The sequence below is a fragment of the Arthrobacter sp. TmtSoilC77 genome, from assembly GCF_059739415.1.
On the sequence record NZ_AP046050.1, the window covers coordinates 2,690,618 to 2,715,975 of the forward strand.

At 62.5% G+C, this 25,358-nt stretch carries 20 protein-coding genes; 6 read left to right on the plus strand and 14 right to left on the minus strand.

The features are described 5' to 3' along the window. Positions 1-30: 30 nt before the first annotated feature. Together hemW and lepA are read right to left on the minus strand one after the other, a co-directional pair. A complete protein-coding gene (gene hemW / locus AC6I99_RS12360; RefSeq protein ID WP_497961024.1) occupies positions 31-1,260 on the minus strand; it encodes a radical SAM family heme chaperone HemW in 1,230 nt (409 codons plus the stop codon). Beyond that, positions 1,261-3,114, minus strand: a complete 1,854-nt coding sequence (lepA, locus tag AC6I99_RS12365; protein ID WP_497961025.1) for a translation elongation factor 4 — start codon at positions 3,112-3,114, stop codon at positions 1,261-1,263. Positions 3,115-3,297: 183 nt separating this feature from the next. Here lepA and AC6I99_RS12370 point away from each other — a divergent pair, with 183 nt between their 5' ends. Beyond that, a complete protein-coding gene (locus AC6I99_RS12370; protein ID WP_497961026.1) occupies positions 3,298-3,852 on the plus strand; it encodes a type II toxin-antitoxin system PemK/MazF family toxin in 555 nt (184 codons plus the stop codon). Positions 3,853-4,019: 167 nt separating this feature from the next. Next, positions 4,020-4,280, plus strand: coding sequence for a 30S ribosomal protein S20 (gene rpsT / locus AC6I99_RS12375; protein WP_223932984.1), 261 nt, complete (start codon positions 4,020-4,022; stop codon positions 4,278-4,280). A gap of 94 nt (positions 4,281-4,374) precedes the next feature. Here rpsT and holA read toward each other — a convergent pair whose 3' ends face one another. The 8 genes from holA to AC6I99_RS12415 form a co-directional block, all read right to left on the minus strand. Continuing rightward, positions 4,375-5,268: a DNA polymerase III subunit delta gene (gene holA, locus AC6I99_RS12380; protein WP_497961027.1), complete on the minus strand. Its 894-nt coding sequence runs from the start codon at positions 5,266-5,268 to the stop codon at positions 4,375-4,377. Continuing rightward, positions 5,228-7,096, minus strand: coding sequence for a ComEC/Rec2 family competence protein (locus AC6I99_RS12385; RefSeq protein WP_497961028.1), 1,869 nt, complete (start codon positions 7,094-7,096; stop codon positions 5,228-5,230). Before AC6I99_RS12385 ends, holA begins: the two co-directional genes overlap by 41 nt. Then, positions 7,089-7,949, minus strand: a complete 861-nt coding sequence (locus AC6I99_RS12390) for a helix-hairpin-helix domain-containing protein (RefSeq protein WP_497961029.1) — start codon at positions 7,947-7,949, stop codon at positions 7,089-7,091. Before AC6I99_RS12390 ends, AC6I99_RS12385 begins: the two co-directional genes overlap by 8 nt. 62 nt (positions 7,950-8,011) lie before the next feature. Continuing rightward, positions 8,012-8,992, minus strand: a complete 981-nt coding sequence (locus tag AC6I99_RS12395) for a DegV family protein (RefSeq protein ID WP_224090513.1) — start codon at positions 8,990-8,992, stop codon at positions 8,012-8,014. 68 nt (positions 8,993-9,060) lie between these two features. After that, the gene (gene leuS, locus AC6I99_RS12400) at positions 9,061-11,589 is read right to left on the minus strand and encodes a leucine--tRNA ligase (protein ID WP_497961030.1); all 2,529 of its coding nucleotides are present in this window, start codon (positions 11,587-11,589) and stop codon (positions 9,061-9,063) included. 311 nt (positions 11,590-11,900) lie between these two features. Then, positions 11,901-13,415, minus strand: coding sequence for a glycerol kinase GlpK (gene glpK / locus AC6I99_RS12405; protein WP_497961031.1), 1,515 nt, complete (start codon positions 13,413-13,415; stop codon positions 11,901-11,903). A gap of 70 nt (positions 13,416-13,485) precedes the next feature. Continuing rightward, entirely contained in the window at positions 13,486-14,238 is a 753-nt protein-coding gene (locus AC6I99_RS12410) for an MIP/aquaporin family protein (RefSeq protein ID WP_224090521.1), read from the minus strand. 186 nt (positions 14,239-14,424) lie between these two features. After that, a complete protein-coding gene (locus AC6I99_RS12415) occupies positions 14,425-16,206 on the minus strand; it encodes a glycerol-3-phosphate dehydrogenase/oxidase (RefSeq protein ID WP_497961032.1) in 1,782 nt (593 codons plus the stop codon). A gap of 121 nt (positions 16,207-16,327) precedes the next feature. Here AC6I99_RS12415 and AC6I99_RS12420 point away from each other — a divergent pair, with 121 nt between their 5' ends. From AC6I99_RS12420 to AC6I99_RS12435, 4 genes are read left to right on the plus strand one after another with little or no spacing between them, the layout of a single operon-like run. After that, positions 16,328-17,290, plus strand: coding sequence for a sugar-binding transcriptional regulator (locus tag AC6I99_RS12420; protein ID WP_224090525.1), 963 nt, complete (start codon positions 16,328-16,330; stop codon positions 17,288-17,290). Positions 17,291-17,324: 34 nt separating this feature from the next. After that, entirely contained in the window at positions 17,325-18,206 is an 882-nt protein-coding gene (locus tag AC6I99_RS12425; protein WP_224090527.1) for an aldo/keto reductase, read from the plus strand. 10 nt (positions 18,207-18,216) lie between these two features. Next, positions 18,217-19,161 (plus strand): alpha/beta fold hydrolase, encoded by a 945-nt coding sequence (locus tag AC6I99_RS12430; RefSeq protein WP_224164461.1) that lies wholly within the window; start codon positions 18,217-18,219, stop codon positions 19,159-19,161. After that, positions 19,158-20,234 carry a glycosyltransferase family 4 protein gene (locus AC6I99_RS12435; protein ID WP_497944969.1) on the plus strand — a complete coding sequence of 359 codons (1,077 nt, stop codon included), beginning with the start codon at positions 19,158-19,160 and terminating at the stop codon, positions 20,232-20,234. Before AC6I99_RS12430 ends, AC6I99_RS12435 begins: the two co-directional genes overlap by 4 nt. A 28-nt stretch (positions 20,235-20,262) precedes the next feature. On the opposite strand, the gene AC6I99_RS12440 is transcribed toward AC6I99_RS12435, so the two are convergent. The 4 genes from AC6I99_RS12440 to rpoZ form a co-directional block, all read right to left on the minus strand. Further along, positions 20,263-22,320: a primosomal protein N' gene (locus tag AC6I99_RS12440; protein ID WP_497961033.1), complete on the minus strand. Its 2,058-nt coding sequence runs from the start codon at positions 22,318-22,320 to the stop codon at positions 20,263-20,265. Between the two features lie 163 nt (positions 22,321-22,483). Then, positions 22,484-23,713: a methionine adenosyltransferase gene (metK, locus tag AC6I99_RS12445; protein WP_224090531.1), complete on the minus strand. Its 1,230-nt coding sequence runs from the start codon at positions 23,711-23,713 to the stop codon at positions 22,484-22,486. Between the two features lie 89 nt (positions 23,714-23,802). Continuing rightward, complete coding sequence (gene coaBC / locus AC6I99_RS12450) at positions 23,803-25,062, minus strand: bifunctional phosphopantothenoylcysteine decarboxylase/phosphopantothenate--cysteine ligase CoaBC (protein ID WP_497961034.1); 1,260 nt, start codon at positions 25,060-25,062, stop codon at positions 23,803-23,805. 27 nt (positions 25,063-25,089) lie between these two features. Further along, on the minus strand, positions 25,090-25,350 hold the full coding sequence (rpoZ, locus tag AC6I99_RS12455; protein ID WP_017197559.1) for a DNA-directed RNA polymerase subunit omega: 261 nt from the start codon (positions 25,348-25,350) through the stop codon (positions 25,090-25,092). Positions 25,351-25,358: the final 8 nt, after the last annotated feature.

A 25,358-nucleotide genomic window follows, 5' to 3' on the forward strand; every position in this document is an offset into this window, starting at 1 on the left:
TCCCGGGCCTCCGCAGGATTCTTCCGACGGTTAGTCCGGCAGAATCCTGCGCACCACGGCGTCCGCCAGTAGCCGGCCTTTGAGCGTAAGAACCAGGCGACCCTTGAAGGCCGCAACCGGGTCCACCAGCTCTTCAGCGATAAGTCCCGCCATCGCATGGCGGCCAACTTTGTCCAACGCATCCACCGCTAGCCCTGTACCGAGCCGCGCCTCAAGCATGATGCGCTCGACTTCCCGGGTGTCGGCGTCGAGGGTCTCCCTGCCGGCTGCCGGCGAGTCTCCTGCAGCCAGCCTGTTGGCATAAGCCGTGGGGTGCTTAACGTTCCACCAGCGGACACCGCCCACGTGGGAGTGGGCGCCGGGACCAATACCCCACCAGTCATCGCCCCGCCAATAGGCAAGGTTGTGACGGCAGGCTTGTTCAGGCATTTTCGACCAATTGCTGACCTCATACCAAGTCAGGCCGGCTTCGGAGATTAATTTGTCAGCAAGCTCATATTTGGCGGCGTGGTCGTCGTCGTCGATTCCCGGGACTTCGCCGCGGCGGATTTGGGCCGCCAGCTTTGTGCCGTCCTCCACGATCAGGGCATACGCGCTGATGTGGTCGGGTTCGTAGGAGAGGGCAGTCTCAAGGGACAGTTGCCAATCCGCCATCGACTCTCCCGGCGTGCCGTAGATGAGGTCAAGGCTAACGGCCAGGCCAGCCTCGCGCGCCCACTGGACCACCAGCGGAACACGGCTGGGCGTATGGGTGCGATCCAGCACTTTGAGCACGTGCGGTACCGCGGACTGCATGCCGAAGGAGACGCGCGTAAAGCCGGCATCAGCGAGCACCTTGAGCGATTCCGGCGTCACGGAGTCGGGGTTGGCTTCGGTGGTCACCTCTGCGCCCGGCTCAAGTCCCCAATGCCCGACGGCGGCGCGCAGGATACGTGCCAAGTCCTCGGCAGGGAGCAACGTGGGTGTTCCCCCGCCGAAGAATACGGTGCTCAGGGGCCGCTCCGGCAAGCCGGAAGCATTCAGGGCCGTTGCCGCGAAGTCCAGCTCCGTGACGGCCGTTTGGGCATAAGCATCCTGCGACGCCCCACCGCCGAGCTCCGTGGCCGTATAGGTATTGAAGTCGCAATAGCCGCACCGCACCGCGCAGAACGGGATATGCACATACAGCCCGAACTTGCGGTGCTCGACGCCGGTCAGCACCTGCGGAGGCAACAAGCCATCCGCAGGTGCCGGGTCGCCCAAAGGAAGGACGCTGGGCATCTACTTCTTGGCCTTGTCCTTGGACTCGTCGGTGGTCAGCGCGGCAATGAAAGCCTCCTGGGGCACTTCAACCCGGCCCACCATCTTCATGCGCTTCTTGCCTTCCTTCTGCTTCTCAAGCAGCTTGCGCTTACGGGTGATGTCACCGCCGTAGCACTTGGCAAGAACGTCCTTGCGGATGGCCCGAATGCTTTCCCGGGCAATGATGCGCGATCCGATGGCAGCCTGGATGGGCACCTCGAACTGCTGACGCGGGATGAGTTCGCGCAGCTTGCCGGTCATCATCACACCGTAGGCGTAGGCCTTGTCACGGTGGGTGATGGCACTGAAAGCATCCACTTGCTCGCCCTGGAGAAGGATGTCCACCTTCACAAGGTCCGCGACCTGTTCGCCGTCGGCCTTCCAGTCCAGTGATGCGTAACCGCGTGTCTTGGACTTCAGCAGGTCGAAGAAGTCGAAGACGATTTCGGCCAGCGGGATCCAGTAGCGCAGCTCCACGCGGTCTTCGGACAAGTAGTCCATGCCACGCATCTGGCCACGGCGGCTCTGGCAGAGTTCCATGATGGATCCCACGAACTCGTTGGGCGCCAGGATCGTAGCGGACACCATGGGCTCGCGGACTTCTGCGATCTTGCCTGTGGGATATTCGCTGGGGTTGGTCACGTGGACCACCTTCTTGTCTTCCAGCGTGACCTCGTACTCAACGTTGGGAGCTGTGGAGATGAGGTCCAGGTTGTACTCGCGCTCGAGGCGCTCACGGGTGATTTCGAGGTGCAGCAAACCCAGGAAGCCAACGCGGAAGCCAAAGCCCAGGGCGGCGGACGTCTCGGGCTCGTAGACCAGGGCGGCGTCGTTAAGCATCAGTTTCTCGAGGGCATCGCGGAGAACAGGGTAGTCAGTTCCATCGAGCGGGTACAGGCCCGAGAACACCATCGGCTTGGCGTCGGCGTAGCCGCTGAGCGACTCCGATGCCGGTTTGGCGAGGTTGGTTACGGTATCGCCCACCTTGGACTGGCGAACATCCTTCACACCGGTGATGAGGTAACCCACTTCACCGACTCCGAGGCCCCTGGACGGTGTAGGCTCCGGGGAACTCACACCGATCTCCAGGAGCTCGTGCGTGGCCCGTGTTGACATCATCTGGATGCGTTCCCGCGGATGCAGCATGCCATCCACAACGCGGACGTAGGTGACCACGCCACGGTAGGTGTCATAGACGGAGTCGAAGATCATGGCACGTGCCGGTGCGTCGGGATTGCCGACGGGGGCAGGGAGGTCGCGGACGATCTTGTCCAGCAACGCTTCCACGCCTACACCGGTCTTACCCGAAACCTTGAGGACATCTTCCGGGTCGCCGCCAATAAGGTTGGCCAGTTCTGCCGCATACTTTTCAGGCTGGGCAGCCGGAAGGTCGATCTTGTTCAGCACGGGGATGATGGTGAGGTTGTTCTCCATCGCCAGGTAGAGGTTGGCAAGCGTCTGGGCTTCGATGCCCTGCGCTGCATCAACCAGCAGCACGGCGCCTTCACAGGCAGCCAGGGAGCGCGATACCTCATAGGTGAAGTCGACGTGGCCAGGAGTATCGATCATGTTGAGGGCATAGCTGGTGCCATCGAGTTCCCATGGCATACGTACTGCCTGGGACTTGATGGTGATGCCGCGCTCACGTTCGATGTCCATACGGTCCAGATACTGGGCCTTCATGTCGCGCTGTTGAACGACGCCGGTGTACTGCAGCATGCGGTCGGCCAGGGTGGACTTACCGTGGTCGATGTGGGCAATGATGCAGAAGTTCCGGATGATGGCCGGATCTGTTGCGGCGGGCACCGGTGCGGTGCGGGCCATGGGAGACACGCAGGATCCTTACTGTCGACACTCACGCGGCAAATCCACCGGCTGGGCAAAGGCCAGCCGGGACACGCCGCGCATCTGATCCTCTAGTCTCCCACGAACCTGCGGTTCCCCGTACATTCCTGCCGGTCTCGATGAAGCGCTGCGTACGTTCGCCCGGCAGACCATCGCGGTAGCGTTGTCCGCATGGCTTTGGACTTGCGCCCACTGGGCAAACTCATCCTTCGATCCCTCAAGACACTTGGCGGCAGCAGCACCAATAGCAGGAACAACGCTCCCGCTGGTTTCCCGAGGCAGAAGAGCCGGCAATCCGCCGTCGGGTCTCAACCGGCTGCCTACCCGGGCGACTACCCCGGCGACTTCGTGGGAGCAGCAAAACTGCACTACTCCCCCAAACCGGATGGGCGGCCCGATCCGGGAGAAATTGTGTGGACCTGGGTCCCGTTCGAAGAGGATTTCTCGCAGGGCAAGGATCGCCCTGTGCTATTGGTTGGCAGGGATGGCGAGTGGCTGCTGGGCCTCATGCTGACGTCCAAGGACCACGACAACGGCAGGCGCGCCGGGGATTACGTTGATGTCGGAGTGGGCCAGTGGGACCGTCAAGGGCGCCCGAGTGAAGTCAAACTTGACCGTGTGATCCGGGTGAACCCGGAGGCGATCCGTCGTGAAGGTGCAGTCCTCGGCAAGCCGGCGTTCCTTGAGGTTTCCCGTGCCCTGAGGGAACTTCATGGCTGGAGCTGATCAATCGGTCACACTGGGCCCCGCTTTCTGCTATCCTTTATAGCTGTGTGTCCGTGCAGGTCGACGGCCGCTCATGGTTGGCTGCCATAGGCATCCCCACGCCGCTCAGTCGATGGCCAACCTGAAAACCCTCTAGACCATTTCCGCATTAAAAAGAGAGTTCATACGTGGCTAATATCAAGTCCCAGAAGAAGCGCATCCTCACCAACGAGAAGGCTCGTCTGCGTAACAACGCCGTCAAGTCCGAGCTGAAGACGGCCATCCGCGCCGTTGCCACCGCCGTTGAGTCTGCTGACAAGGATGCTGCTGCAACTGCACTTGTTGCTGCCAGCCGCAAGCTGGACAAGGCTGTCAGCAAGGGCGTTATTCACAAGAACAACGCTGCAAACCGCAAGTCGGCGATCTCCAAGAAGGTCAACGCACTCTAAGGTTTTTCCAGTTCGACTGAGCTGATCAAAAGGCCGGCACCCTCGGGTGCCGGCCTTTGGGTTTAACCGAAAGGCCGGCACGAATGCGCCAGCTTCAGCGGCGGCTGGCCGACGTGCCGATCACCGTGACCGCGTGCTCCACGGCGTAGACCGGATCACGCGACTCACCCTTCACCTGGGCATCCGCCTCGGCGATGACCTGGATGGAGCGGATCAGGCCTTCCGGGGTCCAACGGCGGACATCGCGCTGGGCCTGCTCCACAAGCCACGGCTGCATTCCCAGGTTCCTGGCGATGGTGGCCGGAGACCCGTTCGCCCCAGCCACCTTTGCCAGCGTCCGCAGTTTCGCCGCAAGCGCAGCCACCAAGGGGACTGGATCAACCCCGGTGGACAGGGCATGCCGCAAGGTGGACAAAGCCACTGGTCCGTTGCCGGCCATGGCAGCATCGGCCACCTTGAAAGCCGTAGCTTCCACCCGGCCACCGTAGTAGCGCTCCACGGTTTCCGCCGTGACAGCTGTGGTGGCGTCGGCAATCAGCTGGTTGCAGGCGGCCGCAAGCTCGGACAGATTGGCTCCCACCGCATTGACGAGGGCCTGGACGGCTTCGCCCTCAATCCGGCGACCACCGGCTTTGAACTCCGAGACAACAAACGCAGTTTTGTCCGCATCCTTCTTAAGAGGCTGGCAATCGATCACAGGCCATCCAGCGGATTTCACGGCGTCCAGCAATTTCTTCCCGCGAACACCGCCGGCATGGCGCAGCACCAAAACCACATCCTGCTCGGGATGGGACAAGTAGGACAAAGAGTCAGCCAGGAACGCATCATTCATGGCTTCCAAGCCCTCTACTTCGATCAGCTTTCCCTCGCCGAACAGAGATGGGGTTACGGTCATCGCCAGGGAACCGGCCTCGTAGGAACCAGCATTCAGCCTGCTGAGTTCAACATCAGGTGTTGCCGTCCGGACGAGGGATCTGATGCGGTCCATGGCCCTGATACCGAGGTATTCCTCCGGGCCCGTGATCAGCACCACCGCGGCCGGCGTCGCGTCCCGCCAACTGACGGTGTTGGCAGCGACGCTCTTGGCCCGGGTGTTTTGGGCAGCAGCCACAGTTGGTTCCTTCCGGAGGATTTTTTGCAGACTTCAAGTCTGCCATGCCTTGGCGGCCGCGCGTGGCTCGTCCCACCCTGGGCGGATGCGCAGCAACCCGAACAGGCAGCCGCCTTGCGTTCTTGTCCAGCCTTTCAAACACAACCATCAGGCGGTGGTGAACGACCATGATCCTCCGGAGCACACCGCTTGGATGCAGGGCTGTCCAGACAACGAGTATGGTGACCACCGAGGAAACGGTCATGGCAAGAATGCCTGCCGGACCTTCCGCCCACGGGAGTGCCGCGCCGGGTAGTCCGGCAAAGCACCTTGCTATGCCCGCCACACCGCTGGCGCTGGCACCCGCCAGGGCGATGGGGATTGCCGCAGCCCAGGGATGGATCGCGGAGAGCGGCACGGCCAGGGTCCCCAAAATCGTCACGGGAGCCACGAGCGGACCAGCCATCACGTTTGCAAGGAGTGCATACGGCGAGAACTGGGGTTGGAGTGCAACGATGACTGGCCCACAGAGCACCTGGGCGGACAGGGGCACGGACACCCCTACAGCCAACCACTTGGGAATGGTGTCAGGAAACCACGACGCTATCCGGCCCGCGAGCAGCACGATGCCAAGCGTAGCCAGGACGGAGAGGAGGAAGCCAAAGTTGCTGGCTAGGGTGGGATCCAGCAGGAGAAGAACAACCGTAGCCAAGCATAGGAAAGTCAGCGGCCTTCCCCGCAGCCCGCCCGTCAATGCAGCCATCCCGACCAGTCCCATGAGCGCCGCGCGCAGGACGCTGGGCTCCGGCCCTACCAGCACTACGAACGCAGCAAGCCCACACCCTGCGAAAGCGGCAGCGAACGGACGAGCCAGTCCCAGGCTTCTGGCAACCAGGATGAAGCCGCCCAAGATTAAACTGCAATTCGTCCCGCTTACAGCTGTTAGGTGGACCATCCCGGTTGTCTTCATGTCCGCTTCAAGGCTCTCCGAAAGCTCGCTGGTGTCGCCAGTCACCATTCCTGGCAGCAGACCGGCAGCATCGGGAGGCAACCAACTTGCAGAATCGCGTAAGTGCCCGCGCAGCTGGGCGGCCACGTCTTGCAGGTCGAAGGCAGAGCCCATCACAACTGGTCCGGTGGTGGCTGTCAGCATCGCCGTTTCTGATTGTCCGGGCCGGATCTCCTTCAGCGTGCCCGTTGTTCGCACGTGCTGTCCCGGGCGTACGTCCCGCCACGCACCGTCGCCAATGACCACAAGGGAGGCAGAACCTCGAATGACATTCCCTCCGGAGGTAAGGTCGACCAGGCTGGCCGGAACCGACCATCGGGTGTCGCCGGAATGGCCGGGTTGGGGCGCCTCTGAAGGGCTGCCAGTGACCCGGACCTGGATGACCACGCCAGCGTGGGCGTCGACGGCTGCGGCGAGGGGGCCTTGGTCCCGCTTGCCGGCAGCCAAGGCACAATGACCAGCAGCCACAGCACCCAGCACACAGGCCAAGGCGAGAGTGGCCGGAACTGTCCTGGCGCGTGATGTCCCCGTTGCCCGCAGGCGCGAAGAGAGCAGCAAGGCGCTGGCAACACCGGCAAGGATTACGCCTATAGTCGCCGACCACGCAGCGGCGAGAACACCGCAGGCAAGTGCCGCGGCCCAGGTGACAAGAACGGCAGGGACCAGACGGAGATCCAGACGCCTCAGCAAGGGATTTCCGTGTGAATCCTCAGCCACCCTGCACCGTCACCAAATCCTGGAGCGACTCCATGAGCTTGGGTCCGATGCCATCAATGGCATCCAACTCTTCCACCGAGGCAAACGCTCCGTGCTCCTTGCGCCAATCTACGATGCGCTGGGCCATCACGGGACCAACCCTGGGCAGTGTCCCGAGCTCTTCCACGGAGGCAGTGTTGATGTTTACCTTGGCGCCTCCGGATCCCGGGCTGACCTGGGTCTCAGCCGGCCCACCTGCGCCGTTTCCGCTCCCTGTCTCCTGGGAAGTCTCCTGCTGGGACGCCTCCCCCACAGCCGGAACATGGATCTTTGCCCCGTCTGTGACTACTTCCGCGAGATTAAGGCCATTTAGGTCAGCAGTGGCGGTTGCCCCGCCTGCAGCATCGATCGCCTGAAAGACCCGGCTTCCTTCTGCAAGCGAAACGACACCGGGTTTCTGTACCGCACCGGCAACATGGACCAGCAGCATCTTCGTGTTTTGAGGCGGCGTCGGTCCACTGGAATTCAGCCCGTCAGGTTCAGTCACGCTTCCCTCGACCGGTACCGACTGACTCAGGGGCTCTGTAGTGGGTTGTCCGGTGGCCGCCTGGAGAAGGAACCACGCCGCGCAGGCGGCACCAACTACCGACACCGCAACCGCAACCCTCCAGGACGTTCGCCACCGAAACCGCGCCGCCATTGTCTCTTGGCCTTGGAGGGGGTCCGAAGCCGAAGCCTCCGGCGCGGGCTCTTCGAGCGGAGGCATGGCAAGCAAGGGAGCCGGATCATCCGGAGGGTTCAGTCCCGCGGCGAGCCGCCGTCTGGCTGCCAGTGCTGCGGCGTCTGGGGACCCATCCCGATTCCAGCGTGGCATGATTCGAGCCTACGAGGGGCGCGAAAGGAGTGCACTGGGCCTCTTGGGCTATGTGGAAAAGCTCACGTGGGTGTGCTGCTCTCCCCCACGATAACCGCCAGTACACCCAAACCCGCGTGCGCCGCGAGGACTGCGGGGAGGGCACTGATCTGGGCGGGAGGACAGTCCGGGCATTTGTCCCGAAGGCGTGCGGCCAACGCTTCGGCCTCCAGCTGGTTACCAAAGTGATGAACCGCCAGCCGTTGCTGACCAGCAGGTCTGGAAGCGACATCGGCCGCCACGATCTCCTCAAGCCGGGCTACAGCGCGCACAGCGGAGCGGACCTTTTCCAACGGAACGATCCTGCCGCCGTCGACCGCAAGTATTGGCTTGATGGCCAGCACCGTCCCCAGCAGCGATGCCGCGGCTCCAATGCGTCCCCCACGCCTGAGCTGCTCCAGGCTCGGAACGTAGAAGTAGACCTTGGTACGTTCCATGCGCTTTTCCGCAAAAGCGCGGACTTCAGCTGCGGGCAGGCCAGCGGCCGCAGCAACCACGGCGCTCTGCACTCCCATGCCTTGCGCCATTCCGACGGTGCGTGAGTCCAGTACCTCCACCGGGATACCAACCCGTGCCGCAGCAAGACGCGCGGCATCGGCGGTTCCGGACAATTCGGCGGAAATATGGATGGACACCACGGCTTCGAACCCGCGGTTCTGCGCGGCACGATAGGCCTGTTCAAACTGGCCGGGCGAGGGCCGGGATGTCTTCACGGATGCGCCCGACGCCAAGGCAACGGCCAACGTTTCGGTGATGTCGTCTTCGCCCTCACCGTAGATTTCGCTTCCCACCATGACGGGCATGGGAACGACGGCCAGGCGCCCGTCCGCGGCAAAGGCCGCCACCCAGTCCGCTGGCAGGGCGGCTGCCGAATCAGTTACCACGGCGGTCTTTACTACGGCGGGAAGCGCCTCATCGGCAATGGGAACCGGGAGCGCGGGCTGCCGGAGGCGGGACAGCCGTTCCTTGAGCCACATCCAGGCAGGTGGTTCTCGCTCGGGCACGCAACCTCCAACAATGGTGACCGGCCGCCGGCACAAATGCCGGCGGCCGCAAAGTCCGTGATGCCTGGTTAGGCGGGGACGATGTTCACCAGTTTAGGCGCCCGCACGATTACGGTGCGGATGCCACGGCCGTCCATGGCGCGCTGGACATTTTCGGATGCGAGTGCCAGTTCGCGCAGTTCGTCCTCGCTGATGTCCGGCGATACTTCGAGCCTGTCGCGGACCTTGCCCTGGACCTGCACAACGGCGGTGACGGTGTCCTGGACGAGCAGGGCGTCGTCGTGCTTTGGCCAGCCGGCATTGGCCACGGAGGCAGGGTGTCCCAGTGTGTTCCAGAGATCTTCTGCCGTGTACGGGGCAAAAAGGCTCAGGATCACAGCGACGGCCTCAACGGCCTCGCGCACGGCGGGGTCTGCTCCACCCGCTCCGGAGTCGATGGTCTTACGCGTCGCGTTGACCAACTCCATGAGCCGTGCCACTACGACGTTGAACTTGTTGTTGTCCAACAGTTCACCGGCATCAGCGATGGTCTTGTGGGTCACCGTGCGCAAGGCGCGGTCACCGGCACTGGCATCGGTTCCGGGTTCGCTGGTGACGTCCTGGCCCAGGCGCCAGGCACGGGCCAGGAACTTGGCCGAACCGGACGGCGAGACGTCCGCCCAGTCAACATCGTCCTCAGGGGGCGAGGCGAAGACCATGGTCAGGCGAACGGCGTCAACGCCGAACTTGTCCAACTGCTCGCCAAGGTCCACACCATTGCCAAGGGACTTGCTCATGGCCTTGCCGCCATTGAGCACCTGGCCCTGGTTGAGCAGCGCGCTGAAGGGCTCGCTGGCGTCGATCAGGCCGATGTCCTTGATGACCTTGGTAAAGAACCGGGCGTAGAGCAGATGCAGGATGGCGTGCTCCACGCCGCCCACGTACTGTCCCACGGGCATCCAGTCATTGATCTTCGCCGGATCAAACGGGCCCTCGGTGTAGTGGGGCGAGACGAACCGCAGGAAGTACCAGGAAGAGTCCACGAACGTATCCATGGTGTCCGTGTCGCGCTGCGCTGCCCTGCCGCAGTTGGGGCACTCGACATTGACCCATTCGACGGCGGCGGCCAGCGGTGAGGTGCCCTTGGGCGCCAGCGCCTCTCCGCGCAGGTCTTCGGGCAGCTTCACGGGCAATTGGTCGTCGGGAACGGGCACTTCGCCGCATTCGGCGCAGTGAATGATCGGGATGGGCGTGCCCCAGAAGCGCTGGCGGCTGAGCAGCCAGTCGCGGAGCCGGAAGTTGACGAACTTCTCGCCGGTTCCCAACTTCTCCAGGATCCCGATGGCGGCCGGGATGGCCTCCGACTTGGACAGGCCATCCAAGTCGCCGGAGTTCTTGAGCTGTCCTTCGCCCGCAGTGGCAACACCGGTCTCGGCGGGGTCTTCCTCGCCTGTATCCAGTACGGCGCGCACGGGCAGGCCAAACGCCTTGGCGAAATCGAGGTCGCGTTGGTCGTGCGCTGGAACAGCCATGATGGCTCCAGTGCCGTAGTCGGCCAGAACGTAGTCGGCTGCCCAAACAGGGAGCTTCTCACCGTTGAGCGGATTGATGGCGTAGCGTCCGGTAAAGACACCGGTTTTCTCGCGCTCGGTGGACTGGCGCTCGATCTCGGAGAGGGCCTTGACCTTTTCCCGGTAGGCCATGAGTTCGTCATGCTGTTCAGGTGTGACGAGGTCCAGGGCCAAATGCGCATCCGCAGCAACCACGAAGAATGTTGCGCCGTAAAGGGTGTCCGGGCGGGTGGTGAAGACGGTGACTTCGCGCTCTGCCCGGTCCTGGGTGCCCTCGATGACAAAGCGGACGTGGGCGCCCTCGGAGCGGCCGATCCAGTTCCGCTGCATGGCCAGCACGCGCTCGGGCCAGTGGCCCTGGAGCTGGTCCATGTCCTCGAGCAGGCGGTCGGCGTACTCGGTGATCTTGAAGTACCACTGGTTCAGGGACTTCTTGGTGACTGCCGTCCCACAGCGCTCACAGGCACCGTTGACTACTTGCTCGTTCGCGAGGACGGTGAGGTCCTTGGGGCACCAGTTGACGGGCGAGTCCTTGCGGTACGCCAAGCCACGCTCGTAGAAGCGCTTGAACAGCCACTGGGTCCACCGGTAGTACTCGGGGTCGGACGTATGCAGGCGCCGGGACCAGTCGGCCGAAATGGCGTAGCGTTTGAACGAGGCAGCCTGGGTGTCGATGTTGGCGTAGGTCCACTCGCTGGGGTGGGCGTTGCGCTTAATTGCCGCGTTCTCAGCGGGGAGGCCGAACGAGTCCCAACCGATGGGGTGCAGGACGTCGTAGCCCTTCTGGCGCAGGTAGCGCGCTACGACGTCGCCCATGGCAAACGCCTCGGCGTGCCCCATGTGGAGGTCGCCTGAGGGGTAGGGGAACATGTCCAGCACGTAGCGGCGTTCCCGCGAACCATCGTCAAGTGGAGTGAACACCTTGAGGTCTTCCCAGACCTGCGGCCACTTGGCTTCCATCGCGGCGAAGCTGTAGACGCCTTCTTCAGGCGCTCCAGCTGCGGCTGTCTGTGCTGTTCCGGTCTCTGTCTCCGGCTGAACGCTCACTGCTGCCCTCTTCTGTTCTTCGATGGCGGTTTTGCCTCCTGCTGCGCTCCAGGTAAAGCCCCGGACACACAAAAGCCCCTCGACAATGGAGGGGCGGCCGCTCGGCTGTTGATTGCCGGGCGGCTAGCTAAGCAGAAGGATCGCACGCATACAAACACCTTACCGCACCAAACCCATGGGCTGGGTGCATGGAGCGGCTTACAGAAGGCCGGCTTGATGACGCCGTGCTGTTAAGGGGGCCCGGGAGCGGCTTCGGGCGTCCGCGTAGCGGGCGGGGCCCCCTTAACAGCTAAGGCGTCATGTCCCTGGCCTTACTTAACGTCCTCGTCGACCCAATCCATGGACTTTGTCACGGCCTTCTTCCAGAGCCGCAGCTGACGCTCCTGCTCTTCGGCAGGCAGCTGCGGTTCCCAGCGCTTGTCCTCGCCCCAGTTGGCGCTGAGTTCGCCCAGGTCCTTCCAGAATCCGACGGCCAGGCCTGCAGCGTACGCGGCGCCCAGGGCGGTGGTTTCAACCACCTTCGGGCGGACTACCGGTACGCCGAGGATGTCGGCCTGGAACTGCATGAGTGCCTCGTTGGCGACCATGCCGCCGTCGACCTTCAGTTCGGTGAGGGGCACACCCGAGTCCGCGTTGACGGCGTCGAGTACCTCGCGGGTCTGGAACGCAGTCGCTTCAAGCGCAGCACGCGCAATGTGGCCCTTGTTGGCGAAGCGGGTGAGGCCTACGATCGCGCCTCGCGCGTCAGCCCTCCAATACGGAGCGAACAATCCGGAGAACGCGGGGACGATGTACACGCCACCGTTGTCTTCGACTGCGGCGGCGAGTTCTTCCACCTGGGGTGCGGAGCTGATCATGCCGAGGTTGTCACGCAGCCACTGAATCAGGGAACCGGTGACGGCGATGGAACCTTCCAGGGCGTAGTGGGGCTTGTCGTCGCCGAGCTTGTATCCCAGGGTGGTGAGCAGACCGTTCTTGGAGTGGACGATTTCCTCGCCGGTGTTGAAGATCAGGAAGCAACCCGTGCCGTAGGTGTTTTTCGCTTCACCGGCTTGGAACGCGGCTTGACCAAATGTCGCGGCTTGCTGGTCGCCCAGGATGCCGGCCACGGGAACTTCGCGCAGCAACTGGGAGGTGTGGACGTGTCCGTAGACCTCGGAGGAGGATTTGATGGCGGGCATCATGGAGGCCGGGACGCCGAAGACGTCAAGAATTTCCTGGTCCCATTGCAGCGTTTCAAGGTCCATGAACATAGTGCGGGACGCGTTGGTTACGTCAGTGACGTGCACGCCGCCGTCGACTCCACCTGTCAGGTTCCAGAGAACCCAGGCGTCGGTGTTCCCAAACAAGAGGTCGCCGGCTTCTGCGCGTTCGCGGGCGCCGTCGACGTTGTCCAGGATCCACTTGATCTTGGTTCCGGAGAAGTAGGTAGCCAGGGGCAGTCCAACCTTCTGTTTGAACCGTTCAGGTCCACCGTCCCTGGCAAGCTCGTCCACAATGGGCTGGGTCCGTGTGTCCTGCCAGACGATGGCGTTGTAAACCGCCTCGCCCGTGTTCTTGTCCCAGACCACGGCGGTTTCACGCTGGTTGGTGATTCCGACGGCGGCAATATCGTGCCGCGTCAAGTTCGCCTTCGACAACGCTGAACCTATGACCTCCCGGGTGTTGTTCCAGATCTCGGCGGGGTTGTGCTCGACCCAACCTGCCTGCGGGAAGATCTGCTCATGTTCCATCTGTCCCGTTGACACAATGTTGCCGGAGTGGTCAAAGACGATGGCGCGGGAGCTGGTGGTGCCTTGGTCGATGGCGATGACGTATTGATTCATGGTGACGTCCTTGTCTCAGTGGTTATTGGCGATTATTGATCGGGTAGGGCGTATTGCCGCGTAAGGGTGTCTAGCCGGCGACGGACGGCATGATCCCTGGAACGATGTTGGCCATGAGGCCTGCCAGCGTACCGCCGACAAGGGGCCCAACGACAGGGATCCAGGAGTAGGCCCAGTCGCTGGAACCCTTGCCCTTGATGGGGAGGATGGCGTGCGCGATGCGGGGTCCAAGGTCACGTGCCGGGTTGATGGCGTAACCGGTGGGGCCACCGATGGACACACCGATACCGACCACGAGCAGCGCTACCGCCAACGGGCCCAGGCCCGAGGGGGTGCCGCCGAAAGTCAGGATGACGAAAACCAGGACGAACGTGCCAATGATTTCGGTGATGAGGTTCCACGGGGTTGAACGGATGGCAGGCCCGGTGGAGAACGTTCCCAGCTTGTTTGCTGCCAGCGGCTCCTCATCGAAGTGCTGCTTGTAAGCGAGCCAGCAAACAACGGCGCCCAGGAATGCCCCCAGCAGTTCGCCGCCGAAGTACGTCAAGGTGGAAGCGAAGTCCACGCTGACATCGGGCGCGTATTCCTTGCTTCCCTTGACGAGCAGGCCCAAGGTGACAGCCGGGTTCAGGTGCGCACCGGACTTGGCGGCCACGAAAACGCCCGCGAAGACCGCAATACCCCAGCCCCAGGTCACCATCAAGAATCCACCGTTGTTGCCCTTGGTGCCTTTGAGCGCAACGTTGGCCACGACGCCACAACCCAGCAGGGTCAGCATCATGGTTCCGAATACTTCGGAAAGGAAAACTATTCCAAGAGACATCTTTGACTCCTCATTTTTCTGTTGTCAGCCTCCTCGCGGGTTGAAGAGGCTGTTGGGACAGTTCCGTTTTCCGCAACCATCCCGGTGTGGTGAGCCCCCAAGGGGCTCACCTACCCCGTTTGCCGTCCCTGTCGTCTGGCTTCCTGGCCACACAGTGGGACGATCAAGCATTTTGTGTGGGCAGCCTCAAGCCACGAGACTGTGCACGTCAACCTTGTGGAACCGCCGCAGCACTTCCTGGGCGTGCCGCACTTCTGCCTCACGGTCAGCGGCATCCCACCCAAGCGGTTCAGCCAATGCTGCAGCAATTTCGTTCAGCAACTCGCCGGTCACCAGGCCGCGGAACGCGAGGGACGTACGTCGGATGAGGACATCCACCAGATGCCCGACCTGCTCGTTTTCGGCCATGAATGCCAACTCGCGAACACTGAGTTCCCGGGTTGAACGAAGCGGCGCGTCGTGTCCTGCGTTCAGGTAATCGATGACGGTCTCTGCCCGTGTTCCATACCGCGTCAGGAGTCCAGCCACGCGGTCCGCGTCCAGTCCGGGCCCCATGTGCTTCTTGATCCACTCCTGCTCACCTTGTTCCGTGGCAGGGAAGCCAGCGCCGCCGCCGATGGCGAGTTTCGCCGTCGAAATTTTCCGTTCCCGACCAAGTTCGCGAAGAACGTCGTTGGTCATGTGTTCGGCCAGTGCCCGGAAAGTAGTCCACTTGCCACCTACCAGGCTCAGTACGACGGCGGCCTTGCCGCCTGGCGTAGCCATGGCACCTTCGCCGGTGCGGACGCTGCGTTCGATCCTGTAGTCCCTTGAGACAAATCCCGGTTGGGTTGCGTCGTGGCGCGGCAGTGGACGGACTCCGGCGAAGCTGTAGACGATCTGGTCGCGGTCCACCTTGATTGTGGGGAACACGTGGCCGATCAGGTCGAAGAAGTAGTCGATTTCGGATTCGGTACAGACGGCGTCTTCTGACATGTCGGCGTCGACGTCCGTGGTGCCCACCAGCACCCGGTCCCCCATCGGGTAAATAAGGACGATGCGGCCGTCCGTGTGTTCGAAGAAGATCTCCCGGCCATTGCAGGCGGCCAGCAGCCCAGGGTGGTCCAGCACAATGTGCGAGCCCTTGGTGCCGCCCATGAACTGGCTGGCGGCTCCCATGGCCTGGTTGGTGAGGTCCACCCACGCACCGGTGGTGTTGACGATGACGTCTGCCTGGAAATCGAACTCCTTGCCGCTCAATTCGTCGCGTAGCCGGACTCCGTCAGTACCCATGGAAACCAGCGAGACGTAGTTGCTGGCCCGGGCCGTCCCGCCAGGCAGGCCACCACCGCGCCCGGCCTTCTCGCCATCCTGAAGCACGTCCAGGGTGAGCCGCTCAGGGTTGTGGACGGACGCGTCAAAGTAGGTTGCCGTGTACTTGATTCCCGGGTGCAGCTTGGGCAGCTCCGCCAAAGCCTTGTCCTTGCCGCGGAACTGGTGCCGGGGGACGCTGCCGCCGTCACGGGAGAAGAAGTCGTACATGCTCAGGCCGAGCTTGATGAGGAAGGCGCCGCGTTCGTTCGGTTTGCCCTGTTTGTGGGTGAGGAAGCGAATGGGCGCGGACAGGATGCCGGAGAAGGTGCTGAAGATGGGAATGGTGGTCTGCAGCGGCTTGACGTAATGCGGGGCGATCCGAAGAAGGCGGTTGCGCTCCACCACTGATTCCTTGACAAGGCGGAACTCACCGTTCTCCAAGTAGCGGATGCCGCCATGGATCATGTGCGACGATGCACCGCTTGCGCCCTGGCAGTAGTCACCACGCTCCACAAGCGCAACATCAATGCCCTGCAAGGCCAGGTCACGGAAGGTCCCTACGCCGTTGATACCCCCGCCGATAATCAGCACCTTCGCCGACGGCCGCTCCCGCAAGGCGGTTACAGACTCACGCCGATGCGCATCAGAGGAGGTAGAAATCCTGTTGTGTCCCAAAACTGCTCCCTTGGGCTTGGTTTGTGCGCGGCGTTACGTTCGCTGCACCTTTCACCACTAATCTGGCGAAGGTGGAAAATGGAGTCAAGCTATATGCACAAACGTGCAGTAAGGAAATGAGATGGGACGCTCACGTCACTCGGATGCCCTCCGGGCCGCACAGATGTACTACCTGCAGGACCTGACCATGGACGCCATTGCGCGTGAGTTGCGGACCTCGCGCTCCACTGTTTCAAGGCTCTTGTCTTCCGCCCGGGAAACAGGCTTGGTCCAGGTCCAGATCCGCAGCCCGTTTGATACCGCCCCCGAGCTTGAGAGCCAGATTCGCGAGAAATTCAAGGTGGACGTCCACGTAGTGCCCGTGCTTGACACCTTGAACGAGGCTGAGACGCTGGACCGCGTGGCCATGCAGGCAGCTCGGACCATAGGACCCCTGGTGGATTCCAATGCCATCATCGGCATTGCCTGGGGTGCAACGCTCAGCGCTGTAAGCCGGCACCTGACCCGGAAAGTCACGCACGACACCATCGTTGTCCAACTCAACGGCGCCGGGAACATGCAAACAACCGGCATCACCTACGCGAGCGACATCATGCGGCGCTTCGGCAGCGCCTACGGAGCGCGGGTCGAACAATTTCCCGTGCCGGCGTTTTTCGATCACGCGGCCACCAAGACGGCCATGTGGAATGAACGCAGCGTTCAACGCATCCTGGATCTGCAGGCGCGCATGAGCATCGCCATTTTCGGTGTTGGATCCGTTGATTCGGACTATCCAAGCCATGTGTATGCCGGCGGCTACCTCGACGAACAAGACCTCAGCATGTTGGCCGCCGACGACGTGGTGGGCGACGTAGCCACGGTCTTCTTCCGCAGTGATGGATCATCTGACGGCATTACCCTGAACGAGCGGTCGACTGGTCCAAGCCATGAACAGCTACGGCAGGTACGACGCCGGATTTGCGTCGTGTCCGGTGCCTCCAAAATCAACGGCCTGCAGGGCGCCCTGGCAGCCGGACTTGCCACTGACCTCATCCTCGACGAAGCCTCGGCGCGACGCCTGGTGAGTTTCAATGGCCAGTCCTGAGGCTTTCGGCCGGGGAATGGGTAGAGTCGTTGATATGAGATTCCCGGCCCGGCTGACATTGAACAACGGCGTGATGATGGACCGCCTGGGATTCGGACTCTATAAGGTGCCGCCCAAAGGAGCTGAAGCTTTGGTGAGCACTGCCCTCGGCGAAGGCTATCGGCGGTTCGATACCGCCGCCATGTATCGCAACGAAGTAGGCGTAGGCCGCGCGATCGGTGGTGCAATCGGCGATGCCAATGAGGCAAATCTCGGCACGGGTGGTTCCGGCGAATCCGTGCATGCCCTGACCCGGGAAGACGTCTTTGTCACCACCAAGGTCTGGAATGACGACCACGGTTACGACTCCACGCTCCGGGCTTTCGATTCATCCATGGCCAACCTCGGACTGGACTACGTGGATCTTTACCTCATCCACTGGCCGTGTGCCGGACGAGGCCTGTTCGTGGAGACCTACAAAGCCATGGAAACCCTGTACAGGGAAGGCAAAGTCCGGGCCATTGGGGTTTCGAACTTCCAGCCCGGGCACTTGGAAGAACTCATGCAGAAAGCCGAAGTGGTCCCGGCCGTTAATCAAATAGAGCTGCACCCCTGGCTTCAGCAGCCCAGGCTGCGGACACTGCATGAACAACTCGGGATCCGAACCGAAGCATGGAGTCCCCTCGGCCGTGGGCAGGTCCTTGCCGATCCTGCGATTACGGATTTGGCTCACAAGTACGGCAGGACACCGGCCCAAATAATCCTCCGGTGGCATCTCCAGCTTGGGAACCTCGTCATTCCGAAAGCAAGTTCCGCGGGGCGGATCAAGGAGAACTTTGCCGTTTTCGACTTCGAACTCGAGGCAGCAGACATGGACGGCATGGCGGCGCTTGAACGCCACCACCGCACGGGCTCGCACCCGGACAACGTGAATTAGGAACGGCCGAATGGAAAAAGTGGACACCGCGCAAACCCCGGAAGGCGCAGATGCCCCGTTTGAATTCATCAGCAAATCCCTGCAGGGACGCACTATCGCCTCTGATGTGGACGTCGATGGCAGCAATGTGGCGTATTGGACGTACGAACCCGTCAAACCCACACAGGATGCCCGCACGATTTTGGTCATTCACGGTTTTCGGGGTGACCACCACGGATTGCTCCGTGTAGCGGACCTGCTTCCGGACATGCGGATCATCATGCCTGACCTCCCTGCGTTTGGCAGTTCGGATCCTTTCCTTGACGACGAACACACGGTTGAGCGTTACGGCCATTTCATCTCCGGTTTCATGGCCGCGCTGGGCCTGGGCCCCAAGACCGTGCTGCTGGGCCATTCCTTCGGCTCCATCGTCGCGAGCCATTTTGCGGCCCGGAATCCCGGCGCCATTTATCCATTGATCCTTATCAACCCCATCGCTGCACCCGCTTTGGAGGGTCCCAAGGGGATCATGACCAAGCTCGCGGTGTTTTACTATCAGGTGTCTGCCAGGCTTCCAAGGCGCCTTGGCCTTGCCCTCCTGCGCAACCGCGCCATTGTCCGCGTCATGAGTATCACCATGGCCAAGACCAAAGACAAAAACCTGCGTCGCTTCATACATGGCCAGCACGATGCCTACTTCAGCGCATTCGCGGACCGGAGGAGCCTGCTCGAATCCTTCAAGGCATCCGTGTCGGGAACAGTGGCCGACGTCGCCGGGGAGTTGCGCCTCCCCGTGCTGCTGATCGCGGGCGAAAAGGACGAGATCGCCACTCTGCCCAACCAGCACAAACTGATGGAACGCCTTCCGGAGGCCACGCTGGAAGTGATTCCCGACGTCGGGCATTTGATCCACTACGAGACTCCGGCCCCGGCTGCTGCAGCCATCCGCACATTCCTGGAGGAACACCCCGCGTGAAAATTGTCATCGACGCCCGCTTCACCAGGACGGACCACCACGATGGCATCAGCCGGTACGGTTCAAGCCTCATTGCAGCAACATCCAAAATTGCGGATGTCACCATGCTCATCAATGACGAACGCCAGCTGGCGTTGCTTCCCGACGTGCCCTACGTGATGGTCAACAGCCCGCTGTCCCCACTCGAGCTGTTCGTGGCCCGTAAAGTCAACCCTCTGAAGGCCGACGTCGTGGTGTGCCCGATGCAAACGATGGGAACCTTGGGGCGGAAGTATGGCCTGATCCTTACGCTTCACGATCTCATCTATTACGAACACCCCGCTCCCCCGGGGTTCCTTCCGGCTCCGGTGCGCCTGCTCTGGAGGCTGTACCACAAGGCGTTCTGGCCGCAGCGCCTTCTGCTGAACCGGGCTGACGTGGTGGCAACCATCAGCAGGACCACAGAGGCTTTAATGGCCAAGTACACCTTGACCCGCCGCCCCGTACGGATCGTTGGCAACGCCCCGCAGCCCGGCCAGACTCCCCGCGATCCTTCGGCCGGAGCGGATAAGACCCTGCTGTACATGGGTTCGTTCATGCCTTACAAGAACGTGGAAACCATGATTCGGGGAATGGCAGGCCTGCAGGATTACACACTGCACTTGCTCAGCCGGATTACGCCCCAGCGTCGGGCCGAACTCGAGGCCATGGTGCCCCACGGGGCAAAGGTCCTGTTCCACAACGGTGTAACAGACGCCGAGTATGAAGAGCTTTTGACCAGGGCGACTGCACTCATCAGCTTGTCGCGGGCCGAGGGATATGGCTTGCCCCTGGTGGAGGCGATGTCCCTGGGTACGCCCGTTATCGCCAGCGACATTCCAATTTTCCGGGAAGTGGGCGCCGATGCGGTCAGCTATGTTGACCCCGGTTCACCCTCGGAGTTCGCTGCGGCTGTCACGGCGCTGGGTGATGACGCATTGTGGCAGGAACGTTCCCGCAGGTCCGTGGAACGTGCTGGAGACTTCAACTGGGACGAATCCGCCCGGCAGTTGCTGGCTGCGGCAGAAGAGGTCTTGGCGCTTCGTAAGCGCTAGCGTGCCCGCCGAAACCAGCAGCTGAAGGCTACAAAACATCCACGCCGTCGAGCCGCAGTTGGACTGGCCCGGCTGTGCGTTTCGCCGCGTTCGCTGCCTTGACGGCACGCATGGCACGGGTAACGTCTGCGGCGTCTGCGTAGGGAATGAAGTACAGGGTGCGAACGTCTGCCTGAAGTGGCGCCGGACCGGCGCTGCGGAGCTTCGAACCGGACTTCAGCTTGACGCTTGCCTCGAAGGTATCGGAAAAATGCGCGACGTCGGCACTTGGCCCGGTCACTGAAGCTACCCGCACTGCCGGGGGAAGCTGGAGTTCTTTGCGGAGTGCCAGTTCACGCGACGCGTAGCCCGGTGCGTCCCAGCGCAGCAGGGCCCCGGTAGCGGTTGTGTCATCTGCCGTGATGACTACCAGCCCGCCCTGGTTGGAGGGTCTCACCAGCGACGCCGCGTTGAACCACCGCCGAACAGTGTCCTCGCCGGCCCGCAGGTTTTCCCGGCGGAGCAATGAATTACCATCCAGAAGCAGCGCGGCCGCGTACCCCTGGGGAGCCACGGGTTCCGCGCCGACCGTGGCAATGACCAATGCCGGAGCATCAGGAACCGTGGCCTTGATGTTTTCCCCGGATGAGGTGATAACCGTCTGGCCAGGAAAAGCCCGGCCCAGTTCCTCCGCCGTTCGCACGGCTCCCGCCGCAACCCGGCGCAACTGTGTGCCGTTGCAATGGTTGCAATGCCACTGCGGTGCCGGAGTGGAACACCAGCGGCAAAGCGGCATGGCGGAACTGCTGGAGATAGCCAGCGGTCCTTGGCAGTTGTTGCAGCGGGCAAGCTCCCGACATGTTTCGCAAGCCAAAGAAGGTGCGTAGCCGGCACGGGCAACCTGCACCAGCACAGGGCCGTGCTCGAGGCCCTCCTTGGCTGCACGCCATGCCGCTCCGGGCAAACGTGCAATCCGGGCCAGAGGATCCCGTTCCTGTTCAAAGCTGTCCGCTGTGTTCAGGACGCGGGGAACAGTGGAACGAATGACCGTTCGCGGCGCCTCGATCGGCACAGCCCATTTCATGTCAACCAGGCGCTGGAGTTCGGTGCTGCGGCTATGGGATGCCATCAGGCAGGCTGCGTTCTCCTGCTCGGCCCGCAGGAGCAGTACTTCCCGCGTGTGTGCGTAGGGAGCCCGCTGGTCGATATGGAGGTCATCGCCGTCGTCCCAACAGACCACAAGTCCCAACTCCCGAACCGGCGCATAGGCGGCGGATCTCGTACCAATGGCTACACGCGCCTCACCACGAAGGATTCGCAGGAAGCTCCGGTAGCGGGGAGTTTGGCCATCGTCGGCCGTCAACCGCGCGACGTCACCCGGTGGCAGGACCCTGGCCAGGGCCACCTCCAGCTGTTCAAGATCCCTGTAATCGGGAACCACCACCACTGCACCACGGCCCGATGCCCGGACTGCCCCAACAGCCGCGGCAACCAGCGAAGGCCAACCCCCCGGGCCGAATCCCTGCAGCGCCGTCAGGACAGCCTTGGGCACTCCGCCACCGGCCAGGTGGTGGAGGTACGGGGCTCCGTTGGAGTAGGAAGCCCAGCCGGTGGCATCCGGCGCATTAGACGGAAGGTCCGGTTCCCGTGCTGCGTCCCCCGCGAGTAGCTCCTTCTCAACTTTGGCAACGCGAGGGGGAACAGCAGTGCGCAGGACATCGCTCAAGGTTCCGGCGTAGCGCGCGGCTACCGTTCCAGCCAACTCCGCGATGTGGGGCGTCAGGACGGACAGCGTGGAGACTACTTTGTGAAGTGGGGTCAGCGGGTGGCCGGCATCCGAAGCATCGACGCGTTCCAGCACGAAGCCGTTAAGCTCCTGGCCGTTGAACTTCACTTTCACCCGGACGCCGGGAGCAGCAGAATCAGCGAGTTCAGCGGGCACGCTGTAATCGAACGGCCGGTCCAGGTGTGGCAGGGAAGATTCCAGCACCACACGGGCAACGGGATTCACCGCCGCCAACGGGGGTCCACTGACGGGAGACTTGTCAGGGAACCCTTGAAGCAAAGAAGGTTGAAGCAGGGTGGGCTGGGCTTCATTTCCCGCCATGCTCTCTACCTCCAACTTTTTGTCACGGGGTTCCCGCGCAGACTAAACGACGGATGCCCGCAGTAGGGGAAACCCACTGCGGGCATCTCTCTGGCTCCAGCCAATCATGGACCACCGACAAAGCAGTAAACCCACGGCCGGCACCGGCCGAACATCGAGGAGATCAGGCGTTGAAGAATTCCTTCAGGTCCGCCACGCGGTCCAGGCGCTCCCAAGTGAAGTCGGGCTCGTCGCGCCCGAAGTGTCCGTGAGCCGCCGTCTTGGTGTAAATGGGACGCTTGAGGTCCAAGGCGTCGATGATGGCTCGGGGACGGAGATCGAAAAGTTCATTGATGGCCTCGCTGATGCGGGCGGGGTCAACAGTTTCCGTGCCGAAGGTTTCTACGTACGTGCCGACCGGACGGGCTTGGCCAATGGCGTAGGCAATCTGGATCTCCGCGCGCTTGGCCAGACCTGCGGCTACCACGTTCTTGGCAACCCAGCGCATGGCGTAGGCGGCCGAACGGTCTACCTTGGACGGGTCCTTGCCGGAGAAGGCGCCTCCACCGTGCCGGGAGAATCCGCCATAGGTATCGACAATGATCTTCCGACCGGTCAGTCCGGCATCGCCAACCGGGCCACCGATGACGAAGGCACCTGCAGGGTTCAGGATGTTGGCTACATGGGAGATGTCAAGGTTGGATGCCGCCAGAACGGGATCGATGACATGGCTCGCGAGGTCGGCGCGCAGTTGCTCCAGGCTCGCGTCTTCGGCGTGTTGACTGGAAATAACCACCGTTTCAACCGAAACCGGGCGATCGCCGTCATACCCAACCGTGACCTGCGTCTTGCCATCCGGACGGAGGTATGCGAGTTCGCCGCTCTTGCGGACCTCGGTAAGGCGCTCGGACAAACGGTGGGCGAGCCAGATGGGCGTCGGCATGTACGAAGCGGTCTCATCGCTTGCATAACCGAACATGATCCCCTGATCGCCCGCGCCTTGGAGATCGTAGTCGTCCTCCTGGCGGCCTTCACGCGCCTCAAGCGAGTTGAAGACGCCACCGGCGATGTCGTTGGACTGCTGTCCGATCGACACTGAAACGCCACAGCGGGCCCCGTCGAAACCGTTGGCCGAAGAGTCGTAGCCGATGCCGAGAATGGTCTCACGGACAATCTGCGGAATCTCGACGTAAGCGTCAGTGGTTACTTCACCGGCCACATGGACCAGGCCGGTGGTGGCCATGGTCTCGACAGCCACCCGGGATTCAGGATCAGCAGCCAGCAGCCCATCCAGGATCGCGTCACTGATTTGGTCGCAGATCTTGTCCGGATGCCCTTCAGTGACCGACTCGGACGTGAAGAGCCGGAGCTTGGACGGGGTGCCATGATGTTCATGGTGCAGCGGTAAAGTCACTCGACCACCTTACTGTGTTGCGGGGCGGCGGCATCTGCCGTGTGTCCCTATGCTAAGAATTTCGGGGCGGAAGCTACCGCCCGTGGACATTACCGGGCCGGAAAAACCCTGGCCAATTCGGCGCCCACCCGATCCACAACGGCCGCGGCGACGTCAAACTTGGATCCGGACGCGGACTGCGGTTCGGCGCCGTGACCGGAGAGGATCACCACCGAGTTATCGTCCTGTCCGAAGACACGGCCTACCCCGACGTGGTTGACCACCAGGAGGTCGCAGCCCTTGCGCTTGAGTTTGGCGGTGGCATGCTCCAGGACATCACCTTGGGCATCGCCAGTTTCGGCCGCAAAGCCCACGATCAACTGGCGGCCACCCTCAGCGTTGCGCCGTTCGACCAGCTCATGCAGGATGTCCGGGTTCCGAACCAGGCGCACCAACGGCGCGTCCTCGCCGTCGACCTTCTTGATCTTGGTGTCCGAAACCTCGGCCGGCCGGAAATCCGCCACAGCGGCAGCCATGATGACGACGTCGGAATCCACGGCCGCTTTCAGCGCTGCATCACGCAGTTCCAGGGCGGACTCAACGCGGACGAGCTCGACGCCGGCGGGCGGCTCGACGTCCATATGCGCGGCAAGGAAACGAACGGTGGCACCGGCAGCCAACGCAGCCGCGGCCAGGGCAGCACCCTGCTTTCCCGAGGACCGGTTACCCAGGAAACGCACCGGGTCCAGCGCTTCCCTGGTACCACCGGCCGAAATCGTCACTGTTCGGCCAGCAAGGGAAGCGTGTGCCGCGGGTACGGCCTTGGGCGCATCCACCTCCGTGGCGGCCTCGGCCAACGCCATGGCGGCCGTGAAAATTGCTTCGGGTTCGGGCAGGCGGCCGGGGCCCGAATCTGCGCCGGTCAGGCGGCCGCTGGCAGGTTCCAGGACTGTTACCCCTCGACTCCGCAAGGTTTCCACATTGGCCTGGGTTGCAGCATGCTGCCACATTTCCGTGTGCATTGCAGGAGCGAACAGCACCGGACCGTGAGCCATGAGGAGCGTATTGGTCAGGAGGTCACCGGCCTGGCCTGTGGCTGCCTTGGCCAAGAGGTCCGCAGTGGCCGGTGCAACGACGATCAAGTCAGCCTCGTGGCCCAGACGGACGTGGTTGACCTTCTCGACGTCGTCAAAGACGCTGTTGCTCACCGGGTTTCCGGAGAGTGCCTCCCACGTGGCAACACCGACGAAACGGGTGGCTGCTTCGGTTGGGATCACCGTCACCTGGTGTCCGGCTTCAGTAAAAAGCCGGAGGAGCGATGCAACCTTGTAGGCTGCGATCCCTCCCCCGACTCCGAGGACTATGCGCACGTGACCTCCGTCAACAGGCAGTCTGTTTTATTCTGCGGGCTCGATCGGCGTGGAAACCAGGAGGCCTTCGTTGATCTCGCGGAGGGCGATCGACAATGACTTCTCGTTCAGCTTGGTGTCTACCAAGGGACCGACGTACTCGAAGAGGCCCTCGTGCAGCTGGGCGTAGTAGGCGTTGATCTGACGGGCACGCTTGGCGCCGAAGATCACAAGGCCGTACTTGGAATCGGCAGCCTCAAGCAGCGAATCGATCGGCGGGTTGATGATGCCTTCAAGGTTCGTGGACACGAAATCTC

Bases quoted from the DNA above. Each gene is read 5' to 3' on its own strand.
- hemW (WP_497961024.1), bottom strand. From the start codon at position 1,260: ATGCCCAGCGTCCTTCCTTTGGGCGACCCGGCACCTGCGGATGGCTTG.
- AC6I99_RS12370 (WP_497961026.1), top strand. From the start codon at position 3,298: ATGGCTTTGGACTTGCGCCCACTGGGCAAACTCATCCTTCGATCCCTC.
- holA (WP_497961027.1), bottom strand. From the start codon at position 5,268: ATGGACCGCATCAGATCCCTCGTCCGGACGGCAACACCTGATGTTGAA.
- AC6I99_RS12390 (WP_497961029.1), bottom strand. From the start codon at position 7,949: ATGCCACGCTGGAATCGGGATGGGTCCCCAGACGCCGCAGCACTGGCA.
- glpK (WP_497961031.1), bottom strand. From the start codon at position 13,415: ATGAATCAATACGTCATCGCCATCGACCAAGGCACCACCAGCTCCCGC.
- AC6I99_RS12410 (WP_224090521.1), bottom strand. From the start codon at position 14,238: ATGTCTCTTGGAATAGTTTTCCTTTCCGAAGTATTCGGAACCATGATG.
- AC6I99_RS12420 (WP_224090525.1), top strand. From the start codon at position 16,328: ATGGGACGCTCACGTCACTCGGATGCCCTCCGGGCCGCACAGATGTAC.
- AC6I99_RS12425 (WP_224090527.1), top strand. From the start codon at position 17,325: ATGAGATTCCCGGCCCGGCTGACATTGAACAACGGCGTGATGATGGAC.
- AC6I99_RS12430 (WP_224164461.1), top strand. From the start codon at position 18,217: ATGGAAAAAGTGGACACCGCGCAAACCCCGGAAGGCGCAGATGCCCCG.
- AC6I99_RS12440 (WP_497961033.1), bottom strand. From the start codon at position 22,320: ATGGCGGGAAATGAAGCCCAGCCCACCCTGCTTCAACCTTCTTTGCTT.